Below are 14,882 nucleotides of genomic sequence, written 5' to 3' on the forward strand. Positions count from 1 at the left end.
TACGAAATGACTAAGTCGAACCAGCTAAAGAGCCATCCATTGAATAATCCCTTTGCCAAGGCGCCCATTGTGCGCCTGCAAGGGCAACCTGTGCTGCTATTTACCCCGCAGCACGGCTCTTTACTGCAAGCTCTTGAGGCCAAAAAAGTCAGAATTTTCTCTGAATGTCGTAGTGGCTTTTGTGGTGCCTGTAAAACAAAAGTGCTTAGTGGTCGTGTCAGCTATTTAACCGAGCCTCTAGCCGATCTCAATGCCGACGAATGTCTGCCCTGCTGCTGTATACCCAGCGAAGATTTAGAACTCGACTTATCGCCCGAAGGCGCTGCCGTGGTGACCTATTCTTGCCACACCCGCGCTCAGTCTACATCTACACGTAAAACCGCCAACCTCAAAGCCGTGCCACAGCAAGAAGTGGTCGAAGACTAGCAGAGTCGTCTACTATTGGTTGTTATTGACAAACATTCTCCTGCATAACACCTACTGATTAGCAAAAACAACATCTTTACAGCTTCCCAAGCGCTTTATCGCTCACCCTTGTTAGCTTGCCAAAAGATCATTATGTTATTGCTTTCCACTTATTTTTACTTTGTATTAGGTGGACCAGTTTATGCCAAGGAGAGCTATGGATAAGTTAATCGCAATCAGCTTGCTGCTTGTGTCAATGAGTGCATTTTCGAGTGAAGATAACCTCGTTGCCGAAATGAAAGACATGGATAGTAAGGTATTTGATTCATTTAATCGTTGTGCCGATGAGCAACAACTCAAGCTGCACGAAAGTTACTTTGCAGATAAGGTCGAGTTTTACCATGACAACGGTGGTGTCACTTGGGATCGCCAGTCGATGATCAACAACACTAAAAACTATGCCTGTGGTAAATACACCCGCTCACTGGTTGAAGAGAGCTTTCAAGCCTATCCCATCAAGGACTTTGGCGCGATAACAGAGGGTGTACATAAATTTTGCAGCCAAGAAACTGGCAGTTGTGACGGCAAAGCCAAATTTTTAATGGTCTGGCAACACACCAATGGCCAGTGGCAAGTCACTAGAGTCGTCAGTTATGGGCATTTACCCAACTAAGCAAATGGCCCACTCATATAGATAAGCGCTTATCTTCATATCAATCAACAAAAAAGCCTGAGTCTGACTCAGGCATTTTTTAGGATAAACCGCTTAAAACTACAGCAGCATAGCAAGCTCGGCGCCTTGACGAATGGCGCGTTTTGCATCCAGCTCAGCGGCAACATCAACCCCCCCAATCAAATGCACAGGAATGCCCGTTGCTTTCATCTCATCGACTAAGGTGCGATTTGATTCTTGTCCGACGCAGAGGATAACATTATCCACGGCCAATACTTCAGTTTGCTCACCAACCCGAATATGTAGGCCAGCGTCATCAAACTTTTCATAGTTGACGCCGGTTTTCATCTTCACATCATGCTGTTTTAACACTAAACGGTGGATCCAACCGGTGGTTTTACCTAAGCCTTGGCCCATCTTTGAAGTCTTGCGTTGCAGCAAATAAACTTGTCTGTGATCGCTATTATCGACTTCAGGCTCGGCTAACCCACCCGCATGCTGATATTGCTTGTCTATACCCCACTGCTTTAACCATTTTTCAGGATTAAGCGTGCTCGACTCAGATTCGCAGAGGTAATGCGCCATATCAAAGCCAATACCGCCAGCACCAATCAGCGCGACTTTGTCACCAATCGCAGTTTGCCCCGTCAGAACCTGCTGATAATCCACCACTTTGGGGCTATCAAATCCTGGCAAGCTCAACTCGCGTGGGACCACGCCGGAAGCAATAACAATTTCATCAAACGTTTCGGTTTCCAGTACCTTAGCATCCAAGCGGGTATTTAAGCGCAGATCAATTTTATACAGTTTAATTTGATTGAGGAAATAACGAATTGTCTCGTTAAACTCTTCTTTTCCTGGGATTTTACGTGCCAGATTAAACTGACCACCCACCTCGGATTTCGCCTCAAAAAGCACGACTTCATGGCCGCGCATCGCTGCATACACAGAGAATGCCATCCCAGCGGGGCCCGCGCCCATCACTGCGATACGCTTCTTTTTATTGGTAGGTAAAAAGTTAATTTCGGTCTCATAACAGGCACGGGGATTGACCAAGCAAGTGGCACGTTTCAGAGAGAAGGTATGATCTAAACAGGCTTGATTACAACCAATACAGGTATTAATCAGCTCTGGCGTGTTGGCAGCCGCTTTATTCACAAACTCAGGATCGGCTAGGAAAGGCCTCGCCATAGACACCATGTCCGCTTGACCAGTGGCGATGATTTGCTCGCCAATCTCAGGCGTATTAATACGGTTTGTGGCAATCAAGGGCACTGAAACCGACTTCTTAAGTTTTTCAGTTACCCAAGCAAAGGCGCCGCGGGGCACACTGGTCGCAATGGTTGGCACGCGGGCCTCATGCCAGCCAATCCCAGTATTGATAATAGACACTCCCGCATTTTCAAGCCATTTGGCCAGTTGCACAACTTCATCCCAGGTGGAGCCGTTATCGACCAAGTCGAGCATAGATAAGCGGAAGATAATGATGAAGTCTTTGCCCACTTGGGCGCGAATGGCATTCACAATCTCTAGCGGAAATTGCGCGCGTTTTTCAAAACTGCCGCCCCATTCATCGGTGCGCGTATTGGTCCGGGAACTGATAAATTGGTTGATCAAATACCCCTCAGAGCCCATCACTTCAACGCCATCGTACCCTGCTCTTTTCGCTAAGGCGGCAGAACTGGCGTAATCCTTAATAGTGGCGCGTACTTGACGGCTCGACATGGCAGAAGGCGTAAAGGGAGTAATCGGCGATTTGATTTTACTCGGTGCCTGCGAAAAAGGATGATAACCATAGCGCCCAGCATGCAGGATTTGCATACAGATTTTACCACCGGCCTCATGCACCGCTTGAGTCACAATGCGGTGCTTGCCCACTTGCCAGGGGAAACTCAACTGACAAGCATGGGGAGTCAATCGACCACGTAGGTTTGGTGAAATTCCGCCAGTGACGATCAATCCTACGCCGCCCAACGCGCGCTCTTTATAAAACGCTGCCAGTTTCTCAAATCCGCCCTTTTCTTCTTCTAACCCCGTGTGCATGGAGCCCATCAACACACGGTTTTTGAGCTGGGTAAATCCCAGATCTAAGGGTTCTAATAAATGGGGAAACGACATTCAAACATCCTTTTTAAACAAGTGATTTAAATGAGCATACCTTGAGTCAAATGTAAGCTCAACTGTTGCTAACGGGTTAAAAGTTAAAAACCTTTACAATTGTGTTTAGCCAGTGAAGAGATTTTCAGTTAGCATTGGCACATTCGATATGCAAAGGAGTGGCTAATGTCCGCTAACCCATCGTTTTTCAAGAGAATATGCTTATTCATTTGGAACGCCCTTAACGGGATCCGTAAATTCATACTTAACCTGATCTTTTTTGGCCTCCTCGCCATGATTCTGATTGTCATTGGCAGTAGTGAAGATATTCAGGTCGAAGATAATTCGGCACTGGTACTTAATCTTGCGGGATCGATTGTTGATCAAAAACAACAGGTCGACCCGCTTGAAGCCGCACTCAAGCAAGGTAATAACGGCAGCAGCGATGGCGAAATCCTACTGGCGGATATTATCTATGTGATTGATAACGCGGCGCACGATAACAGGATAAGCACTATAGTCTTAGACTTGTCAGAGCTAAAACGTGCGGGGATCAGCAAATTACAATCCATTGGCGACGCCTTAAATCGTTTTAAAGAAAGCGGCAAAAAGGTCGTAGCGATTGGTAACTATTACGAACAAAACCAATATTTTCTTGCCAGTTTTGCCGATACCATCTATCTCAACCCTCAAGGTAGCGTCTCACTTGAGGGATTAAGTATGTATAACCAATACTTCAAATCCGCCCTCGAAAAACTCAAGATAAAAGCACATATTTTCCGTGTTGGGACGTTTAAATCCGCAGTAGAACCTTATATGCGTGACGATATGTCAGATGCGGCCAGAGAGGCTAGCAGCGTCCTACTCGCTGATGTTTGGCAAAGTTACACTCAAACGGTGGCAACAAATCGCCAAATTGATACCAAAGCCTTGGTTTTGGACTCGGCAAATTACCTCGCGCAACTCGATAAGGCTGAGGGCGATTCTGCGACTATGGCCCTCAATATGAAATGGGTCGATACCCTAGCGACCGATGAAGATTTCCGCAAAGTGATGCTTGAGACCGTGGGTAAAGAAAAGTCGGGTGACAGCTTTAAGCAGGTCAGCTTTTACGACTATTTAACCCTAGTGACACCTCTGCCAAGCTTTGTTGAGCAAGACAGTGTTGGTATTATCGTTGCCAGCGGCACTATTTTAAATGGCAGCCAACCTGCAGGCCAGATTGGTGGCGATAGCACGGCTGAACTCATTCGTAAGGCGCGATTTGATAAACATATTAAAGCACTGGTGTTACGAGTTGACAGCCCTGGCGGTAGCGCCTTTGCCTCGGAGCAAATCCGCCAAGAATTACTCGCCCTCAAAGCGGCGGGTAAACCTGTGGTGGTCAGTATGGGTAGCCTTGCGGCATCCGGCGGTTATTGGATTTCGGCCAGCGCCGATTATATCTTCGCGACACCAACAACACTGACGGGCTCTATCGGCATCTTCGGGATGATCACCACCTTCGAAGATTCACTCGCCAGCTTAGGCATTCATACCGACGGCGTATCAACCTCTGAATGGGCGGGTTTATCAGTCACGCGCACCCTCTCTCCACAAATTGAATCGGTAATCCAGCGCCATATTGAGCGTGGCTACTTAGACTTTATTTCACTGGTGGCTAAGGAACGAAAAATGACCTTAGAACAAGTGGATAACATCGCCCAAGGCCGTGTGTGGAGTGGTAAAAAAGCTCTAGAATTAGGCTTAGTTGACGAACTAGGTGATATAGACCAAGCTGTCGCGAAAGCAGCTAAACTGGCGGATTTAAGCCTGTTCGATACCCGTGTGATTGAGCAAGAGCTCACGCCTGAGCAGCGTTTTGTGCAGCAAATGTTTGCCTCTGTGTCGGCTTATTTACCCGCTTCACTCAGCCATTCAACGCTGCTTGAGCAAATGCTGAGCCAATGGACAGGTAGCTTAAAGACTATAGCGGCCTTTAACGACCCTAACCATGTGTATGTATATTGTGACAGCTGTGCGATCAACTAGCGCAGACTCAAGATGAAAGACACAAAAGCCCGATACCTCGGGCTTTTTTATTGGGTTTATGTCAGCAAAATCGTATAATTAGCCCACGTGAAGCTAAGATAACGACAAGAATGACTAAACGCTCCATTTATGTCGCCTACACGGGCGGCACCATAGGCATGCAAAAAACCGATAATGGCTTTGCACCAGTAGCAGGATTTTTGACCCAATGCGTCCAATCCATGCCCGAGTTTTACCATGCTGAAATGCCTGAGTTTGTGATCCACGAGTACTGCCCGCTCATCGACTCATCAAACATGGCACCGACCGACTGGCAAATGATTGCCGATGATATCAAAGCCAATTATGACAAGTACGATGGCTTTGTGATCCTCCACGGCACTGATACAATGGCCTACACGGCATCGGCCTTATCCTTTATGCTTCAAGGCCTGTCAAAGCCTGTTATTGTCACCGGCTCACAAATCCCCTTGGCGCAGTTGCGTTCCGACGGCCAAACCAACCTACTCAACTCTTTGTATATCGCTGCTAATTATCCAGTGGCTGAAGTGTGCTTATTCTTTAATAACAAACTATTCCGTGGCAATCGTTCCACCAAAGCCCACGCCGACGGCTTCGATGCATTTGCCTCACCAAACTTCCCCTTACTGCTTGAAGCGGGGATCAAAATTAATCTGCGCGCAGGTAAAATTGCCACGCCAAGCGATAAACCGTTAGAAGTCGCTAATATCAGCCCGCAACCCGTAGGTGTGGTCACCCTCTACCCAGGTATCTCCACGCAGATTTTTGAGAATATTCTGCAGCAACCCGTTAAGGCGCTCATTTTACTGACCTTTGGTGTAGGTAATGCGCCACAGGATACGGCATTACTCGATACCCTAAAGCAAGCGGATGAACGGGGAATTGTGTTAGTGAACCTGACTCAGTGTTTCCAAGGCAAAGTGAATATGGGCGGTTATGCAACGGGAAATGCCCTCGCTAAAGCAGGCGTGATCAGTGGCGCAGATATGACCATTGAGGCTGCATTGGCTAAGTTGCATTATCTGCTGTCGAAAAACTTAAAGCCGAGCGAAATTAAGGCTGCTATGTTGCAAAACTTAGTTGGTGAGCTCAGCCCCGATTAAGGATCGCAACTTTGCGTATTAAAAAGCCCACATTAGTGGGCTTTTTAATACGTTGCGTCAACTGAGATTACAGGTCGTCAGCTTTAAACTCGGCTATCGACTCGCCACGGAATTGTTTCTTCAACTCCACCTTTGACAGCTCATTTAATTTTCCGCCAGCACCTATAGTGAAATGCTCCGTTTGATCTAAGCGGCGCGCCTGATAGAGCATCACCACTTGAAGAGTCGATTCACGCTGGGCTTCGGTCAATACTGTGCCATCTTCCCATTTGCCTAATTCAGCAGCGCTACGCAGCCTTTCATAGACTTCTTCAGGCATTTGGTCGATTACTTGATTAATGTCGGTCATACACTCTTTCGCTTATGTAATACGATTCTAACGCGGGTAATTAAATAGCCCACAAAACCAAAGACAAAACAGATGGCACCAATGGTCGCGCGGACGCCTTCGGCGGGCTCTCCACCCCAAAACCAAATCACCACCCCCGCAATAAACAGCGTCATGGCAACAAAGCTTTGGTTCATTAAGCTGCTGGATTTTTGGATATGACTGATCCGTACGAGCGAGCTATTATCACCATTGGTTTTTGCCTCACAATGCGGGCAAGCTGGCGCCTTGCTCGACATCCGTTTACGGCAGATTGGACATTCGATTAATGCCATATTCACACCTATCTTAACTTATCAACCACGGCGAGCATGGCAATCAATGACGCTTCGCCTAAATAAATACTGCGCTCAGGTGACCAACCCACAAACGGATCCTGCAGGTTGTTGTTGTCTTTAAAAGGCATTTCTAAGGTGTTCGACAAGCAATCGAAGGTTTGCGCCACCCAATTAGACGCCACGGTCAAGTTGGCTTGACCAGGCTCGTCTTTAGCGTACCCAAACTCGGTTTGGAAATCGGCACTGGCCAAGGTTAATGCCTGACTAAAGTCCGCTTGCAGCTGCGCCAATCGCTCATTGTAAGCTGGTACCCCCTCACAACCCGCGAGGAAAACATAGGGAAGACCTTCATCACCATGGACATCGTAAAATAAATCTACGCCCGTTTGCTGCATCTTATGCACTACATGGTAGACCTCTGGGCTTCTTTCTAAGCTCGGGGTTTGCCATTCACGGTTAAGGTTAACCCCAATCGCATTGGTACGCAGATGGCCTCTTACGCTGCCATCCGGGTTCATATTAGGCACAATGTAGAAGTTCGCTTTATCGAGCAGTGCTTTTGCGGTTGGACAATCATTATCCAGCAGACGATTCACTAAGCCTTCGACTAACCATTCCGCCATGGTCTCACCGGGATGTTGCCTTGCGGTGATCCAAATATTGCGTTTATCAGGATTGCCATCGCCCACTTTCATCAGGGTAATATCACGGCCATCTAAGGTTAAGCCTAAATGTTCAAGATTTACATCGGGATGTAATTGCGCGTTGCTGAGTAAATCTAAGTGACGCTCATAGCTGTACGGCGCAAAGTAAGCGATTTGAATCGCATCACAATCAAGTTCAAGCTGGATACTGAGTTTGCCATCAATATATTGAGTTGGTACACGGAACCAATGCTGACGATCGTAACTGGCGACTGCGTGGTAATCCTGCCAGCCCTTAGGATAGGAAGCGGTGCCCGCATTGATAATATTTAAGGTGTACTGGTTTCCCACATCACCTTCGAATCGGAAGTTGAACCATTGATAAAACTCACCGCCCGCATCGGGACGGATAGCCAGTTGAATATCGTCTTTATTATCAAGATTAATGACTTGGATATTTCCGCCATCAAAATTGGCACTGATCCGCATACTGATTCCTACTTAGTTATTCATGTGAGGGCAATGATGCAAAATACGCATCTACTATAATGCCCGTTAGAATAAACCAAATCCGTATCTGGGGAAAATGAAAGCGAGTAAAATTGCCTAAGAAGCCATCAGTCACGCTGTAATTCATCAGTGCCTAGTTTGTTAGCCCCTCACAACTCATCAAGCGGAAAAACTGTATCCTTGACCACGTACCGTATTAATTAATGTCCGCGGTAAACGAGTATTTGCCAGTTTGCGCCTTGTATTACTGATATGCATATCCAAGTTACGATCAAACCGCCCTAAGTCCTTTTGCAAAACTGACTTTTGCAGCTCTTGCTTAGTGATCACTTGCCCTTTTCGTTCAAACAGGTACTTAAATAACCTAAACTCAGTTTGGGTTAACTCCACGGCATGCTTGTCGATGGTTATCCTGTAGGCGGTTTCGTCAAACTTAATCGATTGAATGGCGGCGGTTTGATCGATCGCCATTAGTGGCTTATGCCGCTGCACTAACCGTCGCTCAATCGCCTGCAAACGTACCAATAACTCTTTAATACTAAAGGGTTTAGCTAAGAAGTCATCCGCACCGAGTTCATAGCTTCTGATCCTGTCTTCTTCATTATCGCGGGCTGACAACATCATTATCGGCGTCAGACAATTCCTTGCTTGTAAAAGCTCAAAACCATCCATTTGAGGCATCACCAGATCGAGCATAACAATCTCGGGCGCAAAGGAGCGAATGCGTGAAAGCCCATCAACACCGTTAACGGCACATTCAACCTCATGTCCTTGTGCTTGGAGCACATCAGTTAACCACACTCGGAATAATGGATCATCATCGACTAACAGTATTCTACTCATCTCAAAACACCAAACGATAATCAATATCATTTATGTTACCATACCTAGATGTTTGGCTCTAGCATAAGAAGAAGATTAAAAATCAGTATTTACTTAATTGTGATCAAGTTGGCAGCGATAGATAATGTATGTAACCTTTTGCACCAAAACAAAAAAGCGCCCGAAGGCGCTTTTTAGAGTGGGTTCAAATTAAAATTAGAACTTAACAGTCACACCGCCGTAAATGGTACGGCCGATAGTGTCGTAAACTTCTGGAACAGTACCACCATCACTACCGTTAGATACAGTCAATGGTTTTTCATCGGTAAAGTTCTTCACACCTAAGCTAACTGCAGTGCTGTCGTTAACGTGATAGGTACCAGAAATGTTATGATAAACGATATCACCCACTTTGTTACCACCTTCAAGATCACGCATATCACCAATGTAACGGTTGAAGTACATGACACTCCAATCGTCTTGACCAGCACTGATGCTGAAGTTGTTACGTACGCGAGAGTATGCACCGAAGTTACCGTCAATAGTGCCAGTGTAATCAACACCGTCCTGCTCGAATTGCACTAAGTAGGTTGTATCGTTGCTTACTTTCCAATCTAAACCAATTAACTCAAAGCTATAGGCTAAGTTAAAGTCAATACCGCTAGTATCTTGAGAGCCTACGTTTGTCAGCGCATTTGACAGATTGGTTAAATCGCCACCGGCACCAATATTAAACTTGTCACAAGCTGCTGTATCTCCCGCGAAACACGCATCTAAACCGTCTTGAGTATTAGCGCGAGCAATTGCATCACTTACCTTGAAACGCCAGTAGTCTAATGTCACAGACATACCGTCGATATAGCTAGGAGAGTACACTAAACCAGCAGTATATGACTCTGACTCTTCTGGCTTCAGGTTTGGATCTGAAGTACGGTTTACAAGGATCTGTGCATCCTTAATATTACCCCATGGATCCGTTAAGTAATCAAATGAACCAGAGTTACCACCATACAATTCTGCAACGCTTGGTGCACGGAAGCCCGTAGCAGCCACAGTACGAACCATCAGTTCATCAGTCGCAGTGTAAGTTAAACCAACTTTCCAAGTAGTCGCTTTACCGAAGGTTGAGTAATCGTCTAAACGCAGCGCGAATTCACCTGTCAGTTTTTCCGTAAATGGTACGCTCACTTCTTGGAAGAAAGATACTACGTTGTAGTTACCGTTAGTTGGGTCTTGCTGAGCTGAAGTACTTTCACCAGCGATAACCACTTCGTCTGGCGTGTAGAAACCACTTTCACGACGGTACTCAGCACCGATAGCGAAACCTACAGCACCTGCACTCAAGTCGAATAACTCACCGTTTAAGCCAGCAGATAGCGTTTGTTGCTCGTTACCCCCTTTAGCTTCTTCAGTGTAGCTAATCGCGTCAATCATTTGCTGAGTTAATGGAGCACCACTGAACCATGCAGCTTGATTTGCAAGCACTGAAGCTTTCATATCAGAACCGTTGATTGAGTTTTCTACTGCGGTTTTAGCTTGGTTCTTACCATAGGTGTAAGTCACATCCCAGTTCATACCAGTATGTACATCTAGAGTACCCGCTAAACCACCAGATAAACGCCAAGTATCAGTATCTTGAGTATAAATACGTGGACCAACGTCATTAGTACGGCGACGGTAACTAACTTGATCATCTTTATTTGCAGTGATACCACCGGCGATCATTGCTTGATCAAGGGTTAAACAATCCTTTTGACCTGCCGTTTTACAAACATCTAAGAAAACTTCAGCAGGTTGTGCGGCCATTTGCTGATTAGATCGACGGTTAGTGTAGATAGCGTCAGCAGTTAATACCACATCATTACCTAACTCTTGGGTCATGTTTGCAAATAAACTACGACGCTCATTTGGAGTTTGATAGTAACTATCTTGTGTAAAATCATAACCATAAGTACGGTCAACCCAGTTGCCGTTTGCATCTTGAACTTTACCGCCTAAGGTGCCTGTTGGGATATAAGAACTTGCACCTGGCTCAGTCCAATCGCGGTCACCTTGGATTACACCACGACGGTCTGCATATGCTGCACCAAATGTATAGTTACCACCATCGGTGTTGAAGCCATACAGTGCGCTCACATCACCGTTTTCGCCGTCACCCTTGTCGGTGCCGCTACCGTTGAAGTCTAATTGGAAACCTTCAAAATCTTTTTTGGTGATGATGTTCACTACACCAGCAATCGCATCAGAACCGTATACCGCTGAAGCACCGTCTTTTAGGATTTCAACGCGAGCGATCATCGCAACAGGGATAGAGTTTAAATCCACAGAACTGTTAGCGCCTGAACCTGAGTTCACCATGCGACGGCCATTTAATAGTACGAGAGTACGTTGCGAGCCCATACCACGTAAGTCAACTTGGGCAACACCATCAGCACCGTTGTTAGTGGTTGAACCTACCGCAGCACCTGCCATTGAGGTTTGTACTTGTAGCATTTGGTCTACAGAGGTAAAGCCTTCGGCTTTGATTGCAGCAGCATCAATAACGGTAACAGGAGAAGCTGTTTCCATATCTTGACGTTGAATACGTGAACCCGTGACTTCAATACGCTCGACTTTTGCAGTCTCTTCAGCTGCAAATGCGCTTGATACCACGAAGGTACCAGCAGCAATTGAGCTAACGACAGCTAAATTGATAGCCGACGCAACTTTGGTTCTTTTAATCATGAATGAATGCTCCCTAGATCTTACTATTATTTTTATGCTTACAGTATGTACAACTATTGCTGTACGACTGTTGCGCTTGATACTGAGGATTCACTTTCATTCAGTCAACGTTCATTTTTTTAACTTTAAAAGTAAAAATGTTTAATTTAATTAGACTCTTTGTTTTTTATTTGTTTCAAAAAGATCGAGCGCACTTTCTTTGAGATTTATTCAGCATAAAACACCAGCATAACCGATATCAAACAGGCACAAAAACTGTTACCAACGCAACATTTTAAAAACATTTAAACACTTCAAAAGTGTGATGTGTATCACACTTTACCAAAGGTAAACCGTCTTGCGCACAGAATAATGTATCGATTAATTATGAGAAAATATGCATATTAGCAATCTTTGCAATACTAAGAATTGAGAAAACATAAGTAGTTTTGGTGAGTTAATGGATACAAAATGAATAAGGTGTGGTTTTTATGCAAACCCACGAAAATTTAAACATAAACGCAACAATTGGTTGTCAATTTAAAAATTGAGAACTAATTTGCTATTGGGTCAATCGTTAGGGACAAAAATGCATTAAGATAACGAAAATACGAAGAAGATAGATGATATACAATCAAACAACACTCAATAACGCATCACTTAAATTACTTGCAGAGATTACGTAAAAAGCTAATAAAAACAATAAGGATTAAATTAAATCCAGGTTTCATCTATTTCTATTCAAAAAATATAAAAGCGACCTAAGTCGCTTTTATATTAAGCAATAGATAACACTATTTAGCGATCACTCTGGTTTTATCATTCCAAAGTGTAAATACGCTCTGGCCGTTGCGATCCTGCCACGGGGAGTGCGTTGGATAAAACCTTGTTGAATAAGGAAAGGTTCGAGCACATCTTCAATGGTTTCGCGCTCCTCACCAATTGCTGCCGCAAGGTTATCAAGGCCCACTGGGCCGCCCATAAACTTATCGATAATCGCGAGCAACAATTTGCGGTCCATATAATCGAAGCCTTCGCCATCGACATCGAGTAAATTGAGCGCCAGCTCAGCAACATGTTGAGTCACAGCACCATCGTGTTGCACTTCGGCATAATCACGCACCCGCCGGAGTAATCGATTGGCAATCCTTGGTGTACCGCGCGAACGTTTGGCAATTTCAGTTGCGCCCTCACTATCAATGGCTAATCCCATCACTTGGGCAGAACGGGTCACAATGGTGCTTAAATCTTTGACATTATAAAACTCAAGTCGCAATGGAATGCCAAAACGCGCCCTTAGCGGAGAGGTTAAGGCCCCCGCCCGCGTGGTCGCGCCGACTAAAGTAAAAGGTGGTAAATCGAGCTTAATGGAACGCGCCGCAGGTCCTTCACCAATCATGATATCCAGTTGATAGTCTTCCATCGCCGGATACAGGATCTCCTCAACCACAGGACTTAATCGATGGATTTCATCGATGAAGAGTACATCACCTGCTTCGAGGTTAGTCAGCAGCGCCGCTAAATCCCCGGCTTTTTCCAACACGGGACCCGAGGTCGATTTTATATTGACGCCCATTTCATTGGCGACAATCATCGCCAAGGTGGTTTTACCTAAACCTGGCGGGCCGTAGATCAACATATGATCTAAAGCTTCTTCGCGATTCTTGGCCGCTTGAATAAACACTTTTAATTGGGCACGCGTATCATCCTGCCCAGTGTATTCATCGAGCAATTTAGGGCGCATTGCCCTATCGATAACATCATCTTGACCTTGCAGCTGTGGCTGTATCAGTCTATCTGCTTCAATCATTTACCTATTCCTGTTACCGCATTGCATTCTTGGCATGCGGCACTTGCTATTTTGCTGCAGTTGCAGCCTGCTTGGCTGCAAAAATCGCGCACCGCAATAAACTGCCTCAATCAAAACCATGCGTTAGAGCATCGATTTTAACGCGGCCTTAATTAAGGTCTCACTGTCCATGCCTTCTTTAAAGGCTGCTGAAACCGCTTTGCTCGCCTGTGGCGGTTTATAGCCGAGGGAGATCAAGGCTGAAATTGCATCCTCTTCGGCACTGTTGACCGTCGGAGCCGGTGAATAGTTAGATTGCAGTACGAACTCACGCTCAGAGCCTACGGATGCCTCCATCAAACTCTTCAATTTATCGCGCATCTCAACCAATAAACGTTCGGCAGTCTTTTTACCAACACCGGGTAATTTCACCAGCGTCACTATATCATCGCGCTCGACACAGCCCACAAACTCGCTGGCGGTCATGCCAGAAAGAATGGTTAACGCCAGTTTAGGGCCCACGCCGTTGGCTTTGATAAGCAAACGAAACAGTGAGCGCTCTTGTTTAGTGATAAAGCCGTAAAGCAGCTGGGCATCTTCACGCACCACAAAATGGGTATACACTGTGGTCGGTTGATTGACCTCGGGGAGTTCATAGAAGCTGGTGAGGGGCATCTGTAACTCGTAACCCACGCCATTGACATCAATCAACACCTCTGGCGCTTGCTTTTCAATTAACACTCCACGTAAACGACCTATCATCTGTACCGTCCATATGTTCTTGTTGTCGCTCGGCCGCTTAAGGCAACCAAGCTTTGATTGGTGTGATAATGACATACTGCAACGCCAAGCGCATCCGCGGCGTCTGCCTGTGGTGCGGCTGGGAGCTTAAGCAATTGCTGGATCATATGTTGTACTTGCTCTTTTTTCGCACGCCCAGTCCCGACTACAGCACTTTTTATCTGGGTTGCGCTGTATTCTGCAACAGGTAAATTCGCCACGGTTGCTGCGACAATTGCTGCGCCACGGGCTTGGCCCAATTTTAAGGCTGAGTCGGCATTTTTAGCCAAAAATACCCGTTCAATGGCAAACTCATCGGGTTGATATTGGCGAATAATTTCACTTATACTATCAAAGATCTGCTTTAATCTTAACGGCAGATCATCACCCGAGGTACGAATGCAGCCACTGCCTAAATAAAGTTGCTGCCGCCCTTGGCATTGGATAACGCCGTAACCTGTGATCCGCGATCCCGGGTCTACACCTAAAATAATTGCCATTGTTTCCTTATGCGTGCGCCTTACGTAAATCGGTCGATTTGCGTCTTAACAGCGCCTCAACCAAATCATGACTGATTAAAGAACCATTCAAGAACCACTAAAACCTGCTCGCGTTCATTCAACCAAAGGAGACACGTT

The 14,882-nt window shown here is 45.8% G+C and carries 13 protein-coding genes; 4 read left to right on the top strand and 9 right to left on the bottom strand.

Features of this window, described 5'->3' with window-relative positions:
- The first annotated feature begins 6 nt into the window (after nucleotides 1-6).
- Both yfaE and JM642_RS10470 read left to right on the top strand, forming a co-directional pair.
- Nucleotides 7-426: a class I ribonucleotide reductase maintenance protein YfaE gene (gene yfaE / locus JM642_RS10465; protein WP_037428098.1), complete on the top strand. Its 420-nt coding sequence runs from the start codon at nucleotides 7-9 to the stop codon at nucleotides 424-426.
- Nucleotides 427-622: 196 nt separating this feature from the next.
- Entirely contained in the window at nucleotides 623-1,078 is a 456-nt protein-coding gene (locus JM642_RS10470) for a nuclear transport factor 2 family protein (RefSeq protein ID WP_231570537.1), read from the top strand.
- Between the two features lie 99 nt (nucleotides 1,079-1,177).
- Here JM642_RS10470 and JM642_RS10475 read toward each other — a convergent pair whose 3' ends face one another.
- On the bottom strand, nucleotides 1,178-3,196 hold the full coding sequence (locus JM642_RS10475) for an NADPH-dependent 2,4-dienoyl-CoA reductase (protein WP_203431736.1): 2,019 nt from the start codon (nucleotides 3,194-3,196) through the stop codon (nucleotides 1,178-1,180).
- A 165-nt stretch (nucleotides 3,197-3,361) separates the two neighbouring features.
- Between JM642_RS10475 and sppA the strand changes: the two genes are divergently transcribed.
- Together sppA and ansA are read left to right on the top strand one after the other, a co-directional pair.
- Nucleotides 3,362-5,206, top strand: coding sequence for a signal peptide peptidase SppA (gene sppA, locus JM642_RS10480; RefSeq protein ID WP_203431737.1), 1,845 nt, complete (start codon nucleotides 3,362-3,364; stop codon nucleotides 5,204-5,206).
- A 110-nt stretch (nucleotides 5,207-5,316) separates the two neighbouring features.
- Nucleotides 5,317-6,330 (top strand): asparaginase, encoded by a 1,014-nt coding sequence (gene ansA, locus JM642_RS10485; protein WP_037418865.1) that lies wholly within the window; start codon nucleotides 5,317-5,319, stop codon nucleotides 6,328-6,330.
- Nucleotides 6,331-6,397: 67 nt separating this feature from the next.
- Here the strand turns inward: ansA and JM642_RS10490 are convergent, their stop codons facing one another.
- From JM642_RS10490 to ruvC, 8 genes are all read right to left on the bottom strand, one after another.
- Entirely contained in the window at nucleotides 6,398-6,679 is a 282-nt protein-coding gene (locus JM642_RS10490) for a DUF1315 family protein (protein WP_203431738.1), read from the bottom strand.
- A complete protein-coding gene (locus JM642_RS10495) occupies nucleotides 6,676-6,993 on the bottom strand; it encodes a hypothetical protein (protein ID WP_037418858.1) in 318 nt (105 codons plus the stop codon). The genes JM642_RS10490 and JM642_RS10495 overlap by 4 nt, the downstream gene beginning before the upstream one ends.
- Nucleotides 6,994-7,001: 8 nt before the next feature.
- On the bottom strand, nucleotides 7,002-8,129 hold the full coding sequence (locus tag JM642_RS10500; protein ID WP_037418855.1) for a M14-type cytosolic carboxypeptidase: 1,128 nt from the start codon (nucleotides 8,127-8,129) through the stop codon (nucleotides 7,002-7,004).
- Between the two features lie 180 nt (nucleotides 8,130-8,309).
- The gene (locus JM642_RS10505; RefSeq protein ID WP_144374616.1) at nucleotides 8,310-8,993 is read right to left on the bottom strand and encodes a response regulator transcription factor; all 684 of its coding nucleotides are present in this window, start codon (nucleotides 8,991-8,993) and stop codon (nucleotides 8,310-8,312) included.
- A 195-nt stretch (nucleotides 8,994-9,188) separates the two neighbouring features.
- Entirely contained in the window at nucleotides 9,189-11,696 is a 2,508-nt protein-coding gene (locus JM642_RS10510; RefSeq protein WP_055648357.1) for a TonB-dependent receptor, read from the bottom strand.
- 784 nt (nucleotides 11,697-12,480) lie between these two features.
- Nucleotides 12,481-13,485, bottom strand: coding sequence for a Holliday junction branch migration DNA helicase RuvB (gene ruvB / locus JM642_RS10515; protein WP_037418848.1), 1,005 nt, complete (start codon nucleotides 13,483-13,485; stop codon nucleotides 12,481-12,483).
- A gap of 123 nt (nucleotides 13,486-13,608) precedes the next feature.
- A complete protein-coding gene (gene ruvA, locus JM642_RS10520; RefSeq protein ID WP_037430586.1) occupies nucleotides 13,609-14,226 on the bottom strand; it encodes a Holliday junction branch migration protein RuvA in 618 nt (205 codons plus the stop codon).
- Nucleotides 14,223-14,744, bottom strand: coding sequence for a crossover junction endodeoxyribonuclease RuvC (gene ruvC, locus JM642_RS10525; RefSeq protein ID WP_203431739.1), 522 nt, complete (start codon nucleotides 14,742-14,744; stop codon nucleotides 14,223-14,225). The genes ruvA and ruvC overlap by 4 nt, the downstream gene beginning before the upstream one ends.
- Nucleotides 14,745-14,882: the final 138 nt, after the last annotated feature.

Source organism: Shewanella sp. LZH-2, from assembly GCF_016859145.1.
Lineage (GTDB): Bacteria > Pseudomonadota > Gammaproteobacteria > Enterobacterales > Shewanellaceae > Shewanella > Shewanella xiamenensis.

What these genes read in the sequence shown, in the direction of transcription:
- yfaE (WP_037428098.1), top strand. Translation starts at nt 7, where the DNA reads ATGACTAAGTCGAACCAGCTAAAGAGCCATCCATTGAATAATCCCTTT.
- JM642_RS10470 (WP_231570537.1), top strand. Translation starts at nt 623, where the DNA reads ATGGATAAGTTAATCGCAATCAGCTTGCTGCTTGTGTCAATGAGTGCA.
- JM642_RS10475 (WP_203431736.1), bottom strand. Translation starts at nt 3,196, where the DNA reads ATGTCGTTTCCCCATTTATTAGAACCCTTAGATCTGGGATTTACCCAG.
- sppA (WP_203431737.1), top strand. Translation starts at nt 3,362, where the DNA reads ATGTCCGCTAACCCATCGTTTTTCAAGAGAATATGCTTATTCATTTGG.
- ansA (WP_037418865.1), top strand. Translation starts at nt 5,317, where the DNA reads ATGACTAAACGCTCCATTTATGTCGCCTACACGGGCGGCACCATAGGC.
- JM642_RS10490 (WP_203431738.1), bottom strand. Translation starts at nt 6,679, where the DNA reads ATGACCGACATTAATCAAGTAATCGACCAAATGCCTGAAGAAGTCTAT.
- JM642_RS10495 (WP_037418858.1), bottom strand. Translation starts at nt 6,993, where the DNA reads ATGGCATTAATCGAATGTCCAATCTGCCGTAAACGGATGTCGAGCAAG.
- JM642_RS10500 (WP_037418855.1), bottom strand. Translation starts at nt 8,129, where the DNA reads ATGCGGATCAGTGCCAATTTTGATGGCGGAAATATCCAAGTCATTAAT.
- JM642_RS10505 (WP_144374616.1), bottom strand. Translation starts at nt 8,993, where the DNA reads ATGAGTAGAATACTGTTAGTCGATGATGATCCATTATTCCGAGTGTGG.
- JM642_RS10510 (WP_055648357.1), bottom strand. Translation starts at nt 11,696, where the DNA reads ATGATTAAAAGAACCAAAGTTGCGTCGGCTATCAATTTAGCTGTCGTT.
- ruvB (WP_037418848.1), bottom strand. Translation starts at nt 13,485, where the DNA reads ATGATTGAAGCAGATAGACTGATACAGCCACAGCTGCAAGGTCAAGAT.
- ruvA (WP_037430586.1), bottom strand. Translation starts at nt 14,226, where the DNA reads ATGATAGGTCGTTTACGTGGAGTGTTAATTGAAAAGCAAGCGCCAGAG.
- ruvC (WP_203431739.1), bottom strand. Translation starts at nt 14,744, where the DNA reads ATGGCAATTATTTTAGGTGTAGACCCGGGATCGCGGATCACAGGTTAC.